The 19,964-nt window shown below is 28.7% G+C and carries 22 protein-coding genes, 1 tRNA gene and 1 pseudogene; 8 read left to right on the top strand and 16 right to left on the bottom strand.

Translation table 11 applies throughout. The features are described from left to right. Positions 1–260 precede the first annotated feature (260 nt). A complete protein-coding gene (locus MW871_RS02465; RefSeq protein ID WP_248427431.1) occupies positions 261–1,358 on the bottom strand; it encodes an ROK family protein in 1,098 nt (365 codons plus the stop codon). A 334-nt stretch (positions 1,359–1,692) separates the two neighbouring features. Between MW871_RS02465 and MW871_RS02460 the strand changes: the two genes are divergently transcribed. The 3 genes from MW871_RS02460 (at position 1,693) to MW871_RS02450 (ending at position 3,057) form a co-directional block, all read left to right on the top strand. Beyond that, on the top strand, positions 1,693–1,986 hold the full coding sequence (locus tag MW871_RS02460; protein WP_248427430.1) for an ISAon1 family transposase N-terminal region protein: 294 nt from the start codon (positions 1,693–1,695) through the stop codon (positions 1,984–1,986). Between the two features lie 180 nt (positions 1,987–2,166). Then, positions 2,167–2,508 carry a transposase gene (locus tag MW871_RS02455; RefSeq protein WP_248427429.1) on the top strand — a complete coding sequence of 114 codons (342 nt, stop codon included), beginning with the start codon at positions 2,167–2,169 and terminating at the stop codon, positions 2,506–2,508. Between the two features lie 375 nt (positions 2,509–2,883). Beyond that, positions 2,884–3,057: a transposase gene (locus tag MW871_RS02450; protein WP_345799446.1), complete on the top strand. Its 174-nt coding sequence runs from the start codon at positions 2,884–2,886 to the stop codon at positions 3,055–3,057. Between the two features lie 201 nt (positions 3,058–3,258). Here the strand turns inward: MW871_RS02450 and MW871_RS02445 are convergent. From MW871_RS02445 to MW871_RS02425, 5 genes and pseudogenes are all read right to left on the bottom strand, one after another. Next, positions 3,259–3,340, bottom strand: a tRNA-Tyr gene (locus MW871_RS02445). Positions 3,341–3,515: 175 nt separating this feature from the next. Then, a pseudogene (locus MW871_RS02440) lies at positions 3,516–3,902 on the bottom strand (peroxiredoxin family protein); the annotation flags it as partial. A gap of 18 nt (positions 3,903–3,920) precedes the next feature. Beyond that, entirely contained in the window at positions 3,921–4,682 is a 762-nt protein-coding gene (locus MW871_RS02435; protein ID WP_248427428.1) for a DUF4369 domain-containing protein, read from the bottom strand. A 334-nt stretch (positions 4,683–5,016) separates the two neighbouring features. Further along, positions 5,017–5,457: a KTSC domain-containing protein gene (locus MW871_RS02430; protein WP_188050542.1), complete on the bottom strand. Its 441-nt coding sequence runs from the start codon at positions 5,455–5,457 to the stop codon at positions 5,017–5,019. A gap of 169 nt (positions 5,458–5,626) precedes the next feature. Further along, complete coding sequence (locus MW871_RS02425; RefSeq protein WP_188050543.1) at positions 5,627–5,872, bottom strand: hypothetical protein; 246 nt, start codon at positions 5,870–5,872, stop codon at positions 5,627–5,629. Between the two features lie 91 nt (positions 5,873–5,963). Between MW871_RS02425 and MW871_RS02420 the strand changes: the two genes are divergently transcribed. After that, positions 5,964–6,509, top strand: coding sequence for a hypothetical protein (locus tag MW871_RS02420; RefSeq protein WP_248427427.1), 546 nt, complete (start codon positions 5,964–5,966; stop codon positions 6,507–6,509). A 23-nt stretch (positions 6,510–6,532) separates the two neighbouring features. On the opposite strand, the gene MW871_RS02415 is transcribed toward MW871_RS02420, so the two are convergent. After that, positions 6,533–6,928 (bottom strand): response regulator, encoded by a 396-nt coding sequence (locus tag MW871_RS02415; RefSeq protein WP_210646399.1) that lies wholly within the window; start codon positions 6,926–6,928, stop codon positions 6,533–6,535. After that, the gene (locus MW871_RS02410; protein WP_248427426.1) at positions 6,925–9,768 is read right to left on the bottom strand and encodes a PAS domain S-box protein; all 2,844 of its coding nucleotides are present in this window, start codon (positions 9,766–9,768) and stop codon (positions 6,925–6,927) included. The genes MW871_RS02415 and MW871_RS02410 overlap by 4 nt, the downstream gene beginning before the upstream one ends. Positions 9,769–10,059: 291 nt before the next feature. Here MW871_RS02410 and MW871_RS02405 point away from each other — a divergent pair, with 291 nt between their 5' ends. Genes MW871_RS02405 through MW871_RS02395 form a run of 3 tightly spaced genes read left to right on the top strand, consistent with a single transcriptional unit; the run spans position 10,060 to position 10,861 of the window. Continuing rightward, positions 10,060–10,212, top strand: coding sequence for a hypothetical protein (locus MW871_RS02405; RefSeq protein ID WP_188050547.1), 153 nt, complete (start codon positions 10,060–10,062; stop codon positions 10,210–10,212). 11 nt (positions 10,213–10,223) lie between these two features. Then, positions 10,224–10,466 (top strand): hypothetical protein, encoded by a 243-nt coding sequence (locus tag MW871_RS02400; RefSeq protein WP_188050548.1) that lies wholly within the window; start codon positions 10,224–10,226, stop codon positions 10,464–10,466. 14 nt (positions 10,467–10,480) lie between these two features. Continuing rightward, positions 10,481–10,861: a YchJ family protein gene (locus MW871_RS02395; protein WP_248427425.1), complete on the top strand. Its 381-nt coding sequence runs from the start codon at positions 10,481–10,483 to the stop codon at positions 10,859–10,861. Positions 10,862–11,049: 188 nt separating this feature from the next. On the opposite strand, the gene MW871_RS02390 is transcribed toward MW871_RS02395, so the two are convergent. From MW871_RS02390 to MW871_RS02355, 8 genes are all read right to left on the bottom strand, one after another. Next, a complete protein-coding gene (locus tag MW871_RS02390) occupies positions 11,050–11,664 on the bottom strand; it encodes a hypothetical protein (RefSeq protein WP_248427424.1) in 615 nt (204 codons plus the stop codon). A 96-nt stretch (positions 11,665–11,760) separates the two neighbouring features. Continuing rightward, on the bottom strand, positions 11,761–12,846 hold the full coding sequence (locus tag MW871_RS02385) for a S41 family peptidase (protein WP_248427423.1): 1,086 nt from the start codon (positions 12,844–12,846) through the stop codon (positions 11,761–11,763). A gap of 109 nt (positions 12,847–12,955) precedes the next feature. After that, positions 12,956–13,945 (bottom strand): fumarylacetoacetate hydrolase family protein, encoded by a 990-nt coding sequence (locus MW871_RS02380; RefSeq protein WP_248427422.1) that lies wholly within the window; start codon positions 13,943–13,945, stop codon positions 12,956–12,958. A 295-nt stretch (positions 13,946–14,240) separates the two neighbouring features. Then, positions 14,241–14,927 carry a CPBP family intramembrane glutamic endopeptidase gene (locus MW871_RS02375; RefSeq protein WP_248427421.1) on the bottom strand — a complete coding sequence of 229 codons (687 nt, stop codon included), beginning with the start codon at positions 14,925–14,927 and terminating at the stop codon, positions 14,241–14,243. A 78-nt stretch (positions 14,928–15,005) separates the two neighbouring features. Beyond that, positions 15,006–15,587 carry a Crp/Fnr family transcriptional regulator gene (locus tag MW871_RS02370; RefSeq protein ID WP_248427420.1) on the bottom strand — a complete coding sequence of 194 codons (582 nt, stop codon included), beginning with the start codon at positions 15,585–15,587 and terminating at the stop codon, positions 15,006–15,008. A gap of 90 nt (positions 15,588–15,677) precedes the next feature. After that, positions 15,678–16,808: a chromate efflux transporter gene (gene chrA, locus MW871_RS02365; protein WP_248427419.1), complete on the bottom strand. Its 1,131-nt coding sequence runs from the start codon at positions 16,806–16,808 to the stop codon at positions 15,678–15,680. Between the two features lie 404 nt (positions 16,809–17,212). Then, positions 17,213–17,689 (bottom strand): hypothetical protein, encoded by a 477-nt coding sequence (locus MW871_RS02360; protein WP_248427418.1) that lies wholly within the window; start codon positions 17,687–17,689, stop codon positions 17,213–17,215. Between the two features lie 346 nt (positions 17,690–18,035). After that, positions 18,036–18,446 (bottom strand): winged helix-turn-helix transcriptional regulator, encoded by a 411-nt coding sequence (locus tag MW871_RS02355; protein ID WP_188050557.1) that lies wholly within the window; start codon positions 18,444–18,446, stop codon positions 18,036–18,038. Between the two features lie 325 nt (positions 18,447–18,771). Here MW871_RS02355 and MW871_RS02350 point away from each other — a divergent pair, with 325 nt between their 5' ends. Then, positions 18,772–19,707, top strand: a complete 936-nt coding sequence (locus MW871_RS02350) for an aromatic alcohol reductase (protein ID WP_188050558.1) — start codon at positions 18,772–18,774, stop codon at positions 19,705–19,707. Positions 19,708–19,964: the final 257 nt, after the last annotated feature.

The following is a 19,964-nucleotide window of genomic DNA, read 5'->3' as shown; positions in this document are numbered from 1 at the left end:
GTTAATGATAAATCCTATGTAGTAATTATTTTTTTTGTTTTCCAGCCATTTCCTTCAGGAAAATTATAAGTCAGCTATGCTAGTAACATTTGCTGACTTTTTTTATTTGACTACACTAAATGCTTTAGCATAATCGATATTAGATAATAGAAACAAAAACACAAGCACTCAATTTTTGTTCTATTGACTATTAATTAAGTAAATATATAAAATATTTTAATATCATAACTATATTTATTAAAATATTTTATTAACTCTATTTAATTTGAAATTAAAGTTGATAACATTTGTTCTTTTACCACGCAGCAAGCCCCAATTACACCAGCTCTTAAACCTAAAGATGACTTTTTTAGCTTTACATCTCTATTAACTAAACCCAATGAATATTTTTTTAAAGCTGATTGTATAGGTAATAATGCATAATCTCCCAACTTTGAAAAGTCTCCACCAATTACTAAAAGCTCAGGATTAAAAATATTAAGAATAATAGAGAGATAACGGCCCATTTTTTCACTTTGAATGGTAACCAATTCTATGCATAAATTATCTTCTAAATTGATTGCGCCAGCTATTATGGCGTGATGTTGTAAAGCCTCTGAACTATCAGTAAGCTTAACTTTAGATTGCTTACCTTCTTTTAATGCGTTTTTAAACTGATTAACTAGGGACCATCCTGAAATTTCAGTTTCGAGACAACCTAACTTACCACATTGACACATAATTTCATTATTAAACAATGTACTATGTCCAAATTCGCCTGAATATCCTGACTTACCGTAATATAGCTTTCCATCCGTAATCATTCCTATGGCTACTCCCCAACTATAATTTACAAATATTACGTTTTGCTCTCCATCAACAATTCCCTCTTTGTATTCACCATAAGCCATTGCTCTTGTATCATTTTCTAATCGAACGGGAAGCCCTAATTGAGCTGATATTATCTCCGTTAATGGTCTGTTTTCACTGAAGAAATAATTATAACTAAATCCTTCGATCGAATTAATGCGACCGGACAAATTAATACAAGCTCCCACTATCATTCTTTTATCGACAGAGCCGTCATCGATAAATGAGTTTATTATATTACACAATTCTTGAAGAGATTCTGGAGTGTTTTCTAAAACAAAAGAAAAATCTAATTCTATACTTACGAATTCATTTTTAATATTTTGTAAACCAATTGACATACTTGCTCTGTTTACGTTAACCCCTAGGAAATAAGCGCAAGTTGGGTTAATACTATATAATGAAGGACGTCTTCCGCTACTATTAGTAACTTTACCCATATCTATTACATAGTCTTCCAAAAGCAGTTCGTTTACTGCCTTTGTAACAGTTGGAACACTTGACTGCAACTCGAAACTTAACTCAGCTATTGTGGCATTACCATTTGATAGGAGACTTCTAACAATAGTTTGCCTTAAGATGTGCCATTTTTGACCAGAAAGGGTATTGTCACTACTAACGTCTAATAAATTTTTTAAGTTCATTTTGCTGTGTATAAAATGTTTATATAACTTTTTAAAACAAAATTACTATTAATATTTATTAATTAGAGTTTGATAATAAATTAATTTAATTATTGCGATTGAATTCAGAAGACGTTGGTATTTAACAAAAAAAGGGATCAATACATAATGTGTGGGAAAATATTAAAATCTAGATATTTGTGATTCCAAATTATAGCAAATGCAAGATTGCTACAGCGAACTAATCAAGTTATTATTACCCGAAATAATTGTTGAATACTTTGAATTGACTTCTTATAAAGAGCAAGAGGAGATACTTCATTTGTATTTAAAAGAAATTAATTTGATTCACAAAGAATACGGACCTTTTAAATTAAGCTCAAAAGGATTCTTAGATGAGATAACTGTTCAGGATTTTCCTATTCGTGCACATCAAGTATACCTGCATATTACTCGTAGAAGATGGCTGAACGAAGACACTGGAAAAGTAGTTTTTTTAGAGATTGTAATTTAGTAGCTGACGGAACTCTTGTAACACAGGAGTTTGCATCTTTTTTAAAAAAATATATTCCAACCCAAATAATTGTAATGCTACAGCTTCTTTCTATGGGGTTTCAGGAAGAAATTTGGAATATCACTACAAAGATTAGTTAAGCGGTTTTAAAGCTTGGAAACAAAAGTCAGATGCAAAACAATGGCTTATTTTCCTGAAAACATTGCAAAACGATTATCGATAGATGAAACATCCCTCTCCAATGGCGAATTGTATACCATTGTAACCAACAAAGCTTGCAAAGGTAGAGAGGGAACTATAGTAGCCATGGTTGCCGGAACCAAGGCAGAGACAGTATTTGTTATATTAGAAAAAACACCACTGAAGTTAAGAAATTCAATTACCGAAATAACACTCGATATGTCGGCTAATATGGGGATTATTGCTAAGAAATACTTTTCAAATGCAGTAAGAGTTATGCACCGATTCCATGTTAAAAAACTAGCGCTCGAAGCTTTACAAGAAATCAGGATTAAAAAATAGATGGCAAGCAATTGACATGGAGAATGATGCTATTGGAAAAGCTAAATCCGAACCCAAAATACTATAAAACGGTGATACCATTAAGCAACTATTAGCTAGAAGCCGTTATATCTTATATAAAAACAAATCAAAATGGTCTGAAATTAGCGAAGTGATATCATGAGCATCAAATAAAAATATAAAATAGCGAATAGAACCAAACTAAAAGAGCTAGATTCTTATTTAATTTTATATCTTGATATTAAAAAAACATACCAGCTATGTCAAGACTTACGAAATGTTTTTGAGAATACTACAGATAAAATTTACGATCTGAGCAAATTAGCTTGATGGCATGAAAAAGTAGCTCAAGCTGAGTTTAAATAATTTGATACAATATCTAGATCAATACAGAATCACTATCAAACAATTGTAAACTATTTTGATAACAGAAGTACCAATGCTTCAGCGGAATCTTTAAATGCTAAAATTAAAGCTTTTAGATCTCAATTTAGAGGCGTGAGAAACATTGAGTTTTTCCTTTTTAGGCTAACGAATATTTATGCCTAATTTTTACTACTCCATAGGTTTTCGTTATGATCCTTGACTTCTTTCTTTTTAGATTAACTAAGTTATTTGCTTAATCCCCAACTTTTGTTATTGATCCATTTTCGGTAAAATCCAAAATTTTCAACATTTTATAAAAGCTCAGAAAAGTACAAAAACAAAAAAGCCTAAAAATCAAAAGATTTTTAGGCTAGATAAATTTTGTGGGGAGAGTAGGATTCGAACCTACGAAGACGTAGTCAGCAGATTTACAGTCTGCCCTCGTTGGCCGCTTGAGTATCTCCCCTAAGCCTTTGAGTACAACAATTGCTTGTTGTTAGCGGTGCAAATATAGAAACAGTTTTTGTTTCTGCAAACTTATTTTACACTTAATTTTACTATTATTTTTAACGTATTGGTATTGAATAAAATAAAAAAATCTCCACTAGGGAGATTTTTTATTTTTGTATTAAATGGAGCTTTTATTTCGCTAAAAGTTCGATTATTTTTGCTCTTAATTCATCACCTCTTAAATCTTTTGCTACTACATGTCCTGATGCATCAAGAATAAAAGTAGCAGGAATAGATTCTACATGATATTGTTTTGCTATTGGTTCATCCCAAAATTTTAGATTAGAAACTTGTGTCCAAGTTAATCCATCTTTAGCGATAGCTTCTTTCCATTTGGCAGCATCTTTATCTAATGATACTCCAATAATGTTAAGACCTTTAGCATGCAATTCTTTGTAAATTGCAACAACGTTTGGGTTTTCTTGACGACATGGTCCACACCAAGATGCCCAAAAATCTACTATTGTTACTTTCCCTAAACTTTCCTTAAGTGAAATTACTTTACCTTCTGGATTAGGAGCTGAAAAATCTGCTCTTCATTTACCGTCAGTTGTTGGTGCAGATGCTCCAACACCTGTAGGTGTTTTTAGTTCAGTTAATTTAGCTTTTATTGCTTTTCCTGGTTTAGTATTTTTCAATGACTCTTCTAAACTATTGTATAATTTTTCAGATTTTGCAACATCTGCTGTTGGATCATTTAACATTCCTTGAATAATCAAAGCAGAAATAAAAGATTTTGGATGCGTTTCAGCATAAGTTACATATTTAGCTTTTGAAGTAACACTCACTTCTTCTTGCAGTTTATTGAATTCTTTCATCAAACCATTGATTACCACAGTATCTTTAGATTGTTGAGCAGCATTCATAGCTTGCATGTTTTTATTTTGAAAATCCATTAATTTCTTTTGGATCTTAGTAGTTTCGGCAACAAATGAAGTATACTCATCATTATTATAGGTACCGGTAACTTTAGATTTTTGAATACTATCTTTGTCAATTGTGATTTTTACCTCACCATTTTCAAGTATCAAAGGAATTTTTGCTTGAGCACCTTCTAATTGAATCATGTAAAATGCAGGCTCAGTAATTTTACCTTTCATTTCAAATTTACCATTTTCAACTTTTACAGTATCTTTAGCTAGTAATCCCATACCGCTTTCATCTTGTGTTTCTAAGATGATTGTTTTACCATTTTCAATTCCTGTTGCAGTTCCTGTAATGATGTATTCGTCTTTACCAACTTTGCTACAAGCGATTAAAACTACAGCTGCCGAAAGCAATAAAATTATTTTTTTCATTATTAATTAGTTAATTGAGTTAAGTGTGCAAAAGTATTTAAATTTATCAAAATTCAAATGATTTTTGAGCCTAAAATTTTGTTATAATTTATTATGAGTTAGTATTTTTTTTTAGGGTTTTACATTATTCTGCAATTAGATTTTTTAAAGTTGTTAAATGTTTGTGTAATTCATTGAATAACATCAATTCATATTTAGTTTTAGAAAGTTAGAGTAGGGTAGTAGAATTAATTTAGATACTATTTTTATAACTAATTTAAATCTGTAAATTTTAAACATAAAAAAAAGCATCCCGATAAGGATGCTTTACTATTTTTATACTTTTAAGAGAGAATTAATCTTGATTGATTGTTTTTCTCCAAGTAAAAGAATTTAAAATGTGTCTTTTTGCAAATCTTCCAGGAGAATCAGCATTAACCATTTTTACATAGGTTGCTTTAGGAACACTAATGTATTCATAAACACTACCATTTGAAAAATTAATGATTAATCTACCTTCAACAAACTTATAATCTGAAATAGTTGAAGTTGATATAGTTTCAGTATATTCAGGTAAGTTCAGTTTTGTAGTTTCTGGATTGATGCTTACTAAAAAGTGGTAGGCTTCAATAATTTTTTTACTGTTTTCTTCTGCTGCTTTTAATCCAGCTTCATCTCCCTGAAATTTATCAGGATGTGCTTCTTTCATCGCATTGCGATAAATGGTTTTCAAATCTTTAAGCTCTGCAGTTTTGTCTACATTAAGCAGTTTGCGGTATTCAACTATTTTTTTCATAAATAAGGTAACTACTTGTCTTTTACTATAAAATCAATATAATTTGATTTCAAAATCGACAAATTTTTTGCAAAGGTACACTTTTTTTTAATTTTTTGGTTTATGCCAAATAATTTTTAATAAAAAAGTCTATTTTACAAGATTTTAAAAGTAAGAAAATAAATAAAACTTATTGTTGCGGCTTATTATTCGCTTTATCGAAATTTTTTGATTTCTTTGGATATTTATTATAACTGATGTCACTTGGATTTTCAATGATAGATTTTATTGTAATCCATTCTCCAACAGCATATTTGGTAGCCATTCTATAGTCTAATAGATATTCACCACAAAAAAAGTTGTTGTTTTCATCTTTTTCCATTATTCCGGTGTAAACCCCTTTTTGCAACATTCTTTCTTCAGAAGCTTTAGTCATAATCAATTTGTTTAAAATAATTCTTGGTGGCAAAGTTAATGAAATATTGTTTGTCTAACTATGATTTACTCTTTCTGATTACCTTTGTAACATGGAAAAAGATTTTCGCCCAAGTCCTAATTCGTTTAAGAATACTTTTTGTGTATTTGATGAAATGCCTTTGGATGCCATTAATCATTTAAAAATACAGTATAACAGTAAGTCTGGAAGTACGTATTATTACACTAAATCTGGTATGTTTCGTTTGTCTAATCATTGGGGAAGACTGGCAAATAGTAAATGGCGTTTAGAGCCTTTAGAACCAGAAACGGAATCAAAATTTAAATTAGGATATGCTTCTTGGGATCATTTTTATCCTGATAATGCTATCGATGAACTGTATTATTTAGAAGTGAATTTTGTAAAAAAAATGGCAAATTATCAACATAAAAATAATCCTAGTTACAATAATAAAGCTATTTTAAGAACTAGTTCTGATACTACAAAACGAATTAAACAAGTTCGTAATCTATTAAATTTAACTTCTTGGGCCAAGTATTTTGATTGTGATGATATTGATCTTTTAAGACAAAAAATCATTAATGATCTAATATATACCAATAAGACTTTAGAAGAAATAAAAAAACAGTTCAGCTAAAAAAATACTATTAGTTCGAACTTTTAATCACTGGATGCAATTAGGACTAAGTCGTTTACTGTTACAGGTTTAGATAAGTATCCCAAGATGTTTGCATAGGTTTTGGACCTGTTTTTATCTTCAATAGCTATAGAAGAGCTTACAATGTAAACAATAATATCTTTTTTTAGTTTTGGTTTAATTAATCCCATTTCTTCCATAAATTCCCACCCATCCATTATAGGCATGTTTATGTCTAATAATATTATATCGGGTAAATCAGAATTATTTTTTAGTGAATTATTTAAACTATCAATTGCTTCTTTTCCATTTTTAAAGGAAGAAGTACTCGAAAACATCTCTGATCGTTGAATTATCTTGTTGATAATAATTTGGTAAATAACATCATCGTCAATTACCCAAATTGATTTTTTTGTCATTGAATATAAATTTTAAATGTACTTCCTATGTTTAGTTTACTTTCTACAGTAATTGTTCCTCCCATTGCATCCACTTGATTTTTTGTGATGAATAATCCAATCCCTTTTGAATCTAAATTATCAGTAAAGGTTTTATACATCCCAAAAACTTTATCGCCATTTTTATCAAGATCAATTCCTATTCCGTTATCCGAAATTTCTAGTATTTTTATATTATTTTCCATTAGTAAACTAATAACAATAATAGGTTTTCGATTAGGATGTTTGTACCGAATGGAGTTTGAAATAATATTGTACAAGATGCTCTCTAAATAAGCAGGATTATAATTGATTAAAGTATTTTCAGGAATGTTAGTTTTAATAATAACTTCATTACTTGAAATTTGCTTTGATAATATAGTAGTAACTCTATTAATATAATCTTGTAAATTCAATGGTTCCGATACTAAACTAATGTTGGTTCTAATGTTTATTACTTCGTTGAGATGCAACATGGTTTCGTCAAGCGAACAGGATACTGTTTTGAGTAATGTCATCATGTCATTTCTTTCTTTTTCAGACTCTGATGATTCCATCAAAGAAACGATAGATGAAATATTGCTGGTATGTGATCTTAAATTATGCGAAATAATATAAGAAAAATTTAGCAACCTTTTATTTTGTTCTAAAACTAAATCAAACGAAGCATTTAAATCTTTTTCTGCTTCTTTTGTTTTAGTTACGTCAATCATAATACCGCGTAAACTAGCAGGTTTACCATTTTCAAAAACAATATGAACAATGTCTCTTAACCAAACTATAGAGCCATCTTTGGCAATCATTCTATATTCGAAATCATGATTTAAATTAGCATCTGTTTGTATTTTTATATAATTCAATACCCATTCTTTATCATCGGGATGTATGTGATCAGGCCAAAAAGATTTATTATTAATCCATTCCTCAGGCATATATCCTAACAGATTTTTTACTTTTTGACTTACAAAATTATACGTAGCACTTTTAAGGTCAAATTCCCAGACAATTCCATCAATTGTGTTAATTAATGATTCAATTCTTTGTTGTGCTTTTTGAATAATATTTTCGTTGTATTTCTGAACCGTAATATCTTCTGTAGAAACAATCGTTCTGGCCAAAGATTCCTCATAACCACGAATTACACTCCATCTTAATTTTACATCTCGTAGTTCTCCTTTTGATGTTTTTATTAATGTGTCTGTTATTAATTGATTTTCCCCTTGTGTTATGGCAAAAATTTGCTTTTTAAAATCAAAGATATATTTTTTATCTATAAGACTTGTAAGGCCTTGTGTTAGCTCATCTTTTGTTTTAACGTCATGTAGTTCTAAGCACATCGAATTTACATCAATGATTTTTACTAATGAAATGCATTTTTTAACCACTTCTGGATGTTCCTGCAAATAATAAAATACGGTTTCGGGATTTTCACCAATAAGATTTAATTTTTCAAGATAGTTTTTTACTTCAGAGAAATCTTTTTCCCATAAAGCAATTGGGTATTCTTCAAATAAACTTTTAAAACGGATTTCACTTTTTTTAATTAATTCTTCTGCTTCCTTCTTTAACGAAATATTTTCTATAATTGCAATATGGCTAATTACTTTACCTTCTTTCTTTAAAAGTGGCGAAACAGTGAGATTAATCCAAATTATATTTCCTGATTTCGTAATGTAGCGCTTCTCTATTGCATAATTATTAGTTATACCTTCTCTAAGTTTATCAATATTTATCAAATCTTCACTCAAATCATCAGGATGAGTCAATGTTTGATAATTTAATTCCTTAATCTCTTTTTGCGTATATCCTAATAATTGACAATATTGATTATTTACTTGGATAAATCTACCTGTAAACGAGTCAATGTGAGCTATTCCTATCGCTGCTTGATCAAAAATAGCTTCAAATTTTATTTCAGAATTAAGTAATTTATTGGCTTGTAAACTTACTAAAGATTGTAATTCTTGGGGAACTCTTAATAATTTAAATATTAAAAATGCAAATAACGCCGCTAAAAAAAATCCAATGATACCTGGAATAATTATTTGGTACTGAAAGTAATTCTGCTTTTTGGATATAATATATAATTTCCAATCGCCATCTGGTATTTTTAAGGAAATATTGAAATGATTGGAAAAATCACTTACATTTGGAAGGTAAAATGTTTCTTTTTGGTTAACAGTATTATATTTAGAAAATTGAAAGTAATATTTAGAATTATCAATACCATCAACTCCTGCTGATTTTAAGAGCGTCTCTAATTTTATTATCACAGCTGAAAATCCCCAAAATTTGTTGTTCTCAAAAATAGGCAATCTTCCTACAATTCCAATTCCTCCTTGTTTTAACTTTAGAGGTCCTGCAAAATACATTTTCTGAGTTTGAATCGATTTTAAAGCCTCTTTTTTTAGATAAGGATCTTTTAAGATATTCAGATTCATTACACTCTCATTTCCTTTAATAGGATAAGTGTATTTTATAATTCCTTTTGGCACCAATTGTACCGTACTGATATTAGAATTAGATCGAATTAATGATTTTCCTATAGAATCAAAATCCTTAGGAATACCATGGTCATCAATAGTTAGCGCCAGTGTTAAAGTTGCAGTGTAGCAGTTTTTTAATGATTGTTCTATATTTTGACGAATAACATGAAGAATTGTATTCATTTCTCGTTGATCATCCTCTTTGGTTATTTTATACTGCTGAAATACAATAAAACTAACTATATAACTCAAAAATAAGAACGTAATAATGCCTGTAGTTTTTGGTCTGTCAAAGAACCATCTGATGAATATGTTGTGTTTTTTTTGGTATTCCATTTAGCAGCAGTAGGATTTAGGAAACTTCAACATTTAGTTAAAAAAATAAATATAAAAAAAAATACAATAAATAAAAATATCATTTATAATTATTTTGCTTCTTTTCTAATCATTTAGTAAAACAATAATTATTTTACTGCTTTATTTCTTTAAAGTTAACATAAATAACTGCAACAGAATAAAAAAAATAAAATTTATCAAATTAAAACCAATTTAAATTTAATAATTAAGCCGAACTTTGCCCAAAAATTTCAGTACAATAACTGAGTTTATAATTTAATAAATCGAACAATGGGTAGAAATAACGATAGAAATATAAAAAAACACAACGATAAATTGCATAAAGCGCAAGATAAAGTAAAACAAGCAGAGATACTTAGGAAAGAAAAGCTAAAAGAAATTGCTAAAAAATTTAATGAACAAAAGTCTTCTGAAAATAGTTAAAAATAAAACTCATGGAAAAAAGTAAGTTTAATGAAATAAAAAATGGGGTACAGAGTATCATTGATTTTATTGCAGAAAAAAACGCAAAAGAAGCTGGAAATAAACTAGTTGAAGTTAGTGAAGAATTAGATGAGTTATTAGATTTTGCTGAAGAAGACGATGAACTTATGGAAATAAGTAGGTATCAAGTATTACTTAATCAATTGCACCAAAAGATTGTTGGTCTAAATGGTCAAACAACAAGTTTAAATTAATTTTTCAACTTTCTATGAATTTAGTTTTATGTTATTGTGGTTCTTCAAAAAAATTTGAGGATTGTTGTGAACCAATTATTCATGGAATTACAAAAGCAAAAACGGCAGCGGAATTAATGCGTTCTCGATATGTGGCTTATGTTATTCATGACGCCAATTATTTGATGTTAACTACTCATATTTCTCAAAGAGCTTTCTATACTAAATCTGAGATATTACATTGGGCAACAACGAACAAGTGGTTAAAATTAGAAATTATAAAAAGCACTGAAAAGACAGTCGAATTTAAAGCTTATTTTTTAGATAGTCATCTTAAAAAACAAACGCATCACGAACTGTCTACATTTATTTACGAAGATGAAAAATGGTTTTATAAAGATGGAATTTTTTTTTAGGGAAAGTAATATAGATAAAAACCTCTTTTAAATTAATTTCAAGAGGTTTTTTATAAAAGGTAAATTACTACTATAATTAATGAAATTCAGAATTAAAATCTTTATTTTCTTATACTATAAAATTGATATAAAGGCTATATATAATTATGGTTTTAGAGTAATATACTTAATTTTTATTTTTTATAAAATTATTCTTTTGGTATAAATTGTTTAAAGTCAAATCCTTGCAAATAGGAAATTTTCCAAACTCCTTTTTCTTTTTCTGCTTCTACCTTGTATTCAAATTGATTTCCCCAAGTCCATTTATAAGTTGCTTTATTATTAATAATTTTTACATTTTTTAATGATATTTTTCCCCAATAATCTTCTGGATTATCTTGACAATTGCACCAAGGATTAGCATCATTACCATAGGGTGGAAGATCACCTATATAATAAACAAGTGTTTTATTGCTCATTTTTTGATCAATTGTAAGTACAATTTTTTTATAATTTTCAATAAAACCCTTCGTAAAGAAATTAGTATTTATCAATTCAATTACTCTTTTTTCATTAAGTTCTAGATTTAATTTGGTGTAAATAGTGTCGGTTTTTTCTTTTTGTAAAGGAACAAAATCTTCAATAGAACTTTCAGTTTCTATCCATTTGTAAAGATCGCGTGTTAGTTTTTCAAGTTCAGCAACATCGGTTATTTTTTCTAAATCATTTTCCTCAATTTGGTTTGAATTATCAGACTTTTCATTGTCTTTACAACCAAAAAAAGAGAATAGAACTAATATAATAATTGGTTTAATATATTTCATTATGGTTTATTTAAACTTTTATAAGATCAAAAAAATGATTAAAAATCAATAATTTATATTAATTAGTATTCAAAATTTATTTATTAAGAATGAGATTTAATTTAATATTTCAATTGCTTTTATTATCAAAGGATCAATTCCATTATCGATATCTTTTTTTGAATTTTTCAGTTCAATTTTTGCAGGAACTCCAATTCCCTCTAAAGGTATTTTATCAATAGAATAATAAATTTGATTGGAAAGAGTGAAAGAAATTTTATGATACAAATCAGTGCTAAGCATATCGGATAGCATTCCTGCTGTATTTGTTCCCAGCGTAGTTACGTTTTTTTGCTGATAGAGAGCAATGGTAAAATCTTCGGCTGAACTAGCTGTTTTATCATTAGTTAAAATTACTACAGGATTTGCATAATTCACTCCCTGGTTAGGTGTTATATAAATAGGTTCTAATGTACTTATTGCATCATAATTACCTTTTATTCGTACTGCTTTGTAGTGGGTTATTTTCTTTTCATTCGCCAAGCGAGTAGCGAGTTCCAAACCGCCATGACCACCACCATTTGCTCTAATGTCTATAATAATTCCTTTAGTTTTAGAAAATGAATTTAAAATACTATCAAATAAGGATAGCATCAATTGGGTGTCTTCAATCTCTTTTTTATCATCATAAATACTTTCAAGAGATCCAAAACAGCGTGAAATTCTAACAAATCCTATGTCCGAATTTTGCGACACATAGTACAAATGTTCATTATTTACAATAGGTCCGATTCCTTTAATTTCCGAAAAGCCCTTTTTTTCTAGCGTTTTAAAACTAGTTTCCCAAAGCTCTTTTTCATGACCTTTAAATTCTTCTTTAAACACCGAAGGTTTCTTTACTTTATATACTATCTGATCTTTTTTGGAGATTGATATATGACCATCTTTTAATGGAGCAACCATTTCGCTAAATAATTGTATTAATTCCTTTTCCTTGGTCTTGCGGTTAACTTGTAGTCTAAATATTTTATAGGTTTCATCCCAATCAACTCCTTTTAATTTAAAAAAAGCATAATTGTCTTTGAAAGTGATCCAAAATTTTTCGAAATCTTTTTCAGGTCTGCTTAATTTTTTTTCTGTTTGGCCTTGAATACTAAAACATAAGAGCAGCATTAGGGTTAAAAAACTAATTTTTATTTTCATTAAATTTCTTTAATTAATTTATCAATTATTTATTTACTAATTTTAAATATTAGGTCTATCGATAATAACCTTAAATGTATTGTATTGGATTTATGAAATTGAATTTTAATTATTTTTTAATGTATTTTTTTACTTTTTGATTTATTTTTCCAAAAATAGAATTTCCTTCTTCGTCTTTCATTTCAATTTCAATTTGATCTCCAAAACGCATAAATGGAGTAATAGCTTGTCCCTCTTTTATAATTTCTAAGCATCTTACTTCGGCTAAACAACTAGAACCATTTATACTTCCTTCATTGGCCACAGTTCCCGAGCCAATTACAGTTCCCGCCATTAAGGAACGAGTTTTTGCAGCATGCGCAATTAATTGACCGAAATCAAATGTCATGTCAATTCCTGCATTTGGAGAACCAATACATTTTCCGTTTAATGTAGAATATAGAGGTAAATGCAACTTTCCTTTTGTCCAAAAATCTCCAAGTTCATCAGGCGTAACTACTACAGGAGCAAATGATGTCCATGGTTTAGATTGATAAAATCCAAATTGCTTTGAGAGTTCATTTGGAATTAAATTTCTTAAAGAGACATCATTAATAATTGTAATCAATTTGATGTGACTTAATGCTTTTTCTGCAGTAGTTCCAGCTGGAACATCGTTGGTAATAACTGCTATTTCTGATTCAAAATCAATTCCCCAATCTTCATTCTCAATCTCTATGTCATCATTTGCTCCAATAAAAGCATCAGACGCACCCATGTACATTAACGGATCTGTCCAGAATGATTCTGGTAAATCGGCATTTCTAGCTTTACGAACCAATTCTACATGTGTTACATAAGCGCTTCCATCTGCCCAATGATAGGCTCTAGGAATTGGTGCTAGTATCCTTACAGAAGAAAGATCAAAACTATTAGTTATTTTGCCAGCGTTTAAATTTTCATAAACTGTTTGTAATTTGCACTCTGTTTCGTTCCAATTATCAATTGCAGCTTGCATTGTCACTGCAATTTCAGTTACTTTTACTGCTTTTGTCAATTCTTTATTTACAACTACTAATTGTCCGTCCCTGGTGTTATTATCGATTGAAGCTAATTTCATGTACTTTTATTATTTTATAAATAAGTTTTAAAAAATCGGAATTATAATGAAAATTCCATTAAAGGAAATCTAAATTTATTTTAACGAAAATACAATAAAAAAGGAATTTATTAAAATCATAATGCTAAAAAAGTAATCTTTATAATACGTTTTTTACAATGTTATTTTTTAAATAAATAATATGTTGTTGTTTTATAAGTTGTTATAATTACAAATTAACCTATTGATTTAAATCAAGATGATATCAGAAAATATAAAAAATGAAATTTATACTTGGATGCTATCTAATAGAATTTTATAGAGAAGCTTCTTTTTTTTGATTTCTTTTTTTTCTATCGATTAACAAAATAACCCAAGTACCAACTAAAACTAGTAAGATAATTATTTTGGTTGTGTTCATTTCTGGAAAGAAATTATTTAATGAATGAAAAGCCGATACTGCAAGAAAAGATTGTGTGCTGTCTGCTACTTTTCCAATTCCCCAAGATGCTAAAACTAATATCCCAAAAAATAATATATTGCCACTAGACATCTCGAAATTTAGGTGCCAAATAAACCACAAAATGGCAACAATTATAATATTTAATAGTTTTGGTAATGATCTTAGCTCGTGTTGCAGGAATCCTCTCCAACCGATTTCTTCTAAAAGACCGTATATTAAAATGGCAAAAATAGGAATAATTGAAAAAGTTCCTTTTGTAAAATATTCTACTGTCAATATCAAAATAATTGGAAAAATCCAGTATAAAATAAAAGGAATAATAAGATTTTTATAATTCCCTTTCAGAGTTAATTTTGGTTTTATTTTAAAAATTAAAAAAGCAACAATAGCACCAATGGCTGGACCAACAGCCTGTAAAATTACTTTTATAAATTCACTATTAACGTTGTCTAATATTGTCGTTTTATTAGATAAATAACGCAAACTTATGGCGATTGTAAAGAAAGTGATAATAGCGAAATAGTTAATTTTGGTTTTCATAAGTTAAAGTTTTAATTACATTTCAAAATTAAAAATTCCATTTTTCTAAAAAATTGACTTTGGGTAAGAAATTAAAAATTAAGATAATTTTTTTCTTATTCTACTTAAACTTTCTGCGGTTACTCCAAGATAGGAAGCGATTATCTTTAAAGAAGTTCGCTGAAAAATTTCTGGGCGCTCTTTAATTAATTTTAAATAGCGTTCTGATGGTGAAAGTGTGAGTAGATTTATTTGTTCTGATTGCTTCCTAATGAAGATCGCATCGGATATTGCCTTTCCAATAAACAATCCTTTGGTCGATTTTAAATACAAAGAATTTAAATCTTGGTGGCTTATAGACCAAATTAAGGAATCTTCTAAAGCTTCTGTTTTGATTATTGTTGGTGATTGCAATAAAAAGGATAAATATTCACTAAAAATCTGATTCTCATAATATAAATTAATGCAAACCTCTTTATCGTCTGCAAGTACAAAATGCGCTACAGAACCTGAAATAAGAATATTTATATGTTTTTCAGTTTTATTAAAGTGTTTGATAATTTCGTTTTTCGAAAACTGACGTGGCTGAACATATTTAGAAAATTCAGTCCATAAACTTAAATTTGCAGGATAAAACGGGTCAAATATTTCTTTTATTCTCTCTGCTGTTGGTTGCTCCATAAAATTTAGTTGTAGGAATTATCAGTTTATTGTTTTCAAAAATAGCGCAATTATAACTTTTAAAATATTTTTTTTAAAGTTTTAAACTATTTATAAAAAAGTCAAAAGAAAACCGATCAAAGAACCTCCTAAAACTATAAAAGCACTATTTATATTTCTATAATTAAATGTTATTATTATACTTATTAAAGCAATCAATATTGTTCGCCAGTCTACTATTGTTTCTTTTCCCATTTCTAAACAAATAGCAATGATAATTGCTATTGAAGCTACATTTACAGCATCCAAAAAGACTGAAAATAATTTAGAATTTCTCATTTTCTTCACTATTGGATTTAAAAGAGCTACAAAAACAAATGAGGGTAAAAATATTGCAAAAGTCGAAAGTAACGCACCAGAGAAGCCTTTAATTTGATAACCAATAAAAGTAACAGATGAAAATACTGGACCAGGTGTAAACTGTCCCACAGCAATTGCATCAATCAATTGAGTTCGTGATAAAATTCCTGTAGCTACCAATTCTGCATCTAGAAAAGCAAAAAGGACATAACCACTTCCGTATAAAATCGCACCTATTTTAATAAAAATCAGGAATAAATTTAAATTAGTAATCGGAGTTAAATGAGTAGTTGAAAATTCAAAGAAGCTTATTGGTAAAATAGCATTTACACTATTATTTTTATTATTTTGTAATTGATAAATGACCAATGCTACGATTCCAGTACCAAACATTAAAATTATTTCATTGTATTTTAATAATGAAAAAAACAATACAAATCCTCCAATAATAGTTAATTGAATCGTCTTTAAGGATTTTTTTGCCAATGGAAAAATAGCCGAAAGGATAATGGCTATAATAGCAGGTTTTATCCCATATAAAAAAGGTTTTATTTCAGGTAACTGTCCATATTCTTTGTACAACACTGCAAAAAGCAAAGTAATAATGATCGCAGGAAATATAAAACAAAATCCGGCAACAAGTAATCCTTTCCAACCTGCTCTTTCATGTCCGATATGTATCGCCATTTCAGTGCTATTTGGCCCCGGAATTAAGTTTGTCGCCCCAATTAAGTCAAGAAAATGCTGTTCGCTTAACCACTTTTTTTTAACAACTACTTCATTTTGCATCATGGCAATATGTGCTGCGGGACCTCCAAAACCAATAATACCAATTTTTAAAAATAATTTCGCTAGTTCTTTCAAATTATTCTGCTCGTTCATTTATTTTTTTATATGAAATATTGTTTGGAGAATGTTCTTATTTTCAAAATTAAAATTACATTAAAATCATAATTGAACTCTAACAGGAATAATTATTTGTTTTTACTGTAATCACTTTTTTTAAAGTAGCCTTAAATAGAAGTTTTTATTTTTAAGCGATATTTTAAATTTTTATTGTCACATTTCTTTATTGTTATAAATGCTTTTCGACCATCTATTTTTTAACCAAAAATACATTTTCTACAATTGATGTTTATTACTTTCTGATTTGGGTAAAACGTCATAAGAATTCCAAAAGCTAGTACTTTTAAAAGTCTATATTTTGAGGTTTTTTTGCATTAAAAGTCATCTGAAATTATAATTTTTATCAGGAATTTTTCATTTTCAGCTTTAATATTTATTTTTTAGTTTGGACCAATTTTTTCGACAATTTCAATTTGCCCCTTGTGATTTCCTTTCCTGAAAAGGAGTAGCGCTAATCCTATTGTAAACATAAAACAACTTACTAACATTAAATTACCATTTTTTAATAAGAAAAAAGAAATGCCAACAAGTGGCGCACCTACAATAACCATTAGTGAGCTAATTGTGTTTGTTTTAATAAAATTTAAAGCATGAGTTGCTAGTCCTATGAAAAGTAAAGAAGGTCCAATTATAATAAAAGGATATAAAATTAAAGGAGTATTGCTTATATGTTGTTTTAACTCATTTCTTGCAGTATCGTTGTCTCCAAAACTCCATAAAATAAAATCAATTGTACAAAGTCCAATATGCGCTATAACTCCTAAAGATGTAAAAAAAGAAGCTACTTTACTAATATTATTTCTAGGAAAAATAGAATTAAAAGATAGTAAAAATACAGCTCCAACTAGATTAAACAATGTGCCCAGTCAACGTATTTTTGTGTATTTAAAGAGATTTGCGAGAAAAATATGTAGCTCGAAAGGAAAAAGAATAAACCAATTAAACATTGTATTTTCACTTTGCTCATAAATTTAATTTTTGAATTTAATTATTCCTTATTTTGTGTTTAATTTTCATTTTAAGATTAAACTTCACATAAATTAGTAAGGTTTTTAGCTTTTGGGTAATTTTTATCCTACTATTTATTACAAAAACGAAGATAGGAATAAAAACTTTAATTTCATTAAATCCTCAATCTCGACAAAAAGGTTTCAAGTGTTTAGCAAATTATTTTTTACCATTCCAATTTTATTATTTCAACAATTATTCTGTTTTATCGTAATTCGCTCTTGCTTCTTTGAATTCGTTGACGGAATTTGCAATCCAAAACCAAAGCGGAGTAACCAGAACTAATAAGCCACGTCCTAGAGAATTCAATTCATATTCAACTCTTGGCGGAACTTCTGGATAAAAAGTTCTTGAAATTAATCCATCGCGTTCGAGTTCACGAAGCGATTTTGTCAACATCTTTTGACTTATTCCATTAATATGTTTTTGCAAATTAGAAAATCGCATTCGCCCATCTATTCCTAAAGCGTGTATAATGTAAAGTGACCATTTGTTTCCAACATGATTTAATATAGCACTCTTAATATCATCAGTATCTTTATTCAAAACTTTACAAATAGAACCCCAAGCAATTTCTATTTCATCATCATTCATTTGATTATTCATCTGTTTTATGTATTACTTTTCGCAATAATTTTATCTCTGGTATAAAGGTAACTTAATATAGCTAGAATGTTATTTTCTGGAATTTTATTACAGATATTTATAATTGTAAGTTTTAAATATAAAGTACGGCTGTTAATTAATATCTAAACTTTTTAATTTTGAGATTGGTATTCAAAATACTAACCTATTGGTTACTAACACACTTTTCGGTGCCTTATTGTCTTAACATCTTGTTTTTGATACCTTTGAAGTTGAGGAATTTTATTTGTAAAGTATAAAATTTGCAAAAAAATAATGTATTCCAACTAATAAATTTTATAAAGAGATGGAAAATAAATCAGTTTTAATTTTGGGAGCTGGTGAACTAGGTTTACCTGTAATCCGTAATATGGCAAAAAAAGCAAAAAATTATAATACAAGCATTACTGTGCTGCTTCGCCAATCAACTATTGATATAGAAGAGGTTGAAAAGAAAAAAGATGTTGACGAATTGAAAACGATGGAGGTAACATTGCTAGCTGCAGATCTTACAGCCCCTTCATCAGAATTAGTAGCTATTTTTAAAAATTACGATGCTATTGTTTCCTGTACAGGATACGGAGCCGGTGCGGGTGGATTTCAGATAAAATTAGCCAATGCTGTATTGGAAGCTGGAGTAAAACGATATTTTCCTTGGCAATTTGGCGTTGATTTTGAAATTATCGGACGTGGAAGTGCACAAGACTTATTTGATGAACAGTTAGATGTAAGGGAAATTCTTAGAGCGCAAACGGGTACAAAATGGGTTGTTATTTCAACAGGATTGTTTACCAGTTATTTGTTTCAACCTTTTTTTGGTGTGGTAGATCTCGATAAAAAAGTCGTGAATGCACTAGGAAGTTTAGATACTGCAGTAACGGTTACCACTCCGGATGATATCGGAATGTTAACTGCTGAAATATTTTTTGAAAAACCAGAAATCGAAAATAGTATTGTTTACATCGCTGGTGATACCATTACTTACGGACAATTAGGCGATGTTATAGAGTCATTGTCAGGACAAAAATTTGAGCGTACTGTTTCTGATTTAGATGAATTAGCAAAAGATTTAAAAAATGACCCAACAAATTTTGTATACAAGTACAGATCTATTTTTGGAGAGGGAAGAGGTGTGTCTTGGGATTACAACACTAGTTTTAATGCTAAAAAAGGAATTAAAACGACTTCTGCTAAGGAATGGGCAGAAAAGAATATCGATTGGAGCGAAAGTATTAAAATTTAATTCTCATTGATTTTATTTAAAAAAGCTGAATTACATTTATGTTGTTTCAGCTTTTATTCTTCCAAAAAACAGCTATAAAAATATTGATGTTTTCATAATTGAGCACTAATAAACATGCAGGCTTTAAGTCTGAAAATCAAATCTATTGACTTTAGCTCCATATTGTTTTAGTTTTAGTAATTTTACTTTCGTTGATTTTGAAACCCTTGAGTTATTATTTATAATATTAATTTGATTACTCGTAAGTTCAAAATTAA

It is taken from the genome of Flavobacterium pygoscelis (assembly GCF_023162025.1).
Taxonomy (GTDB): domain Bacteria; phylum Bacteroidota; class Bacteroidia; order Flavobacteriales; family Flavobacteriaceae; genus Flavobacterium; species Flavobacterium pygoscelis.
Note: the sequence above shows the minus strand (reverse complement) of the source record. Positions and strands in the feature narration are given on the sequence as shown.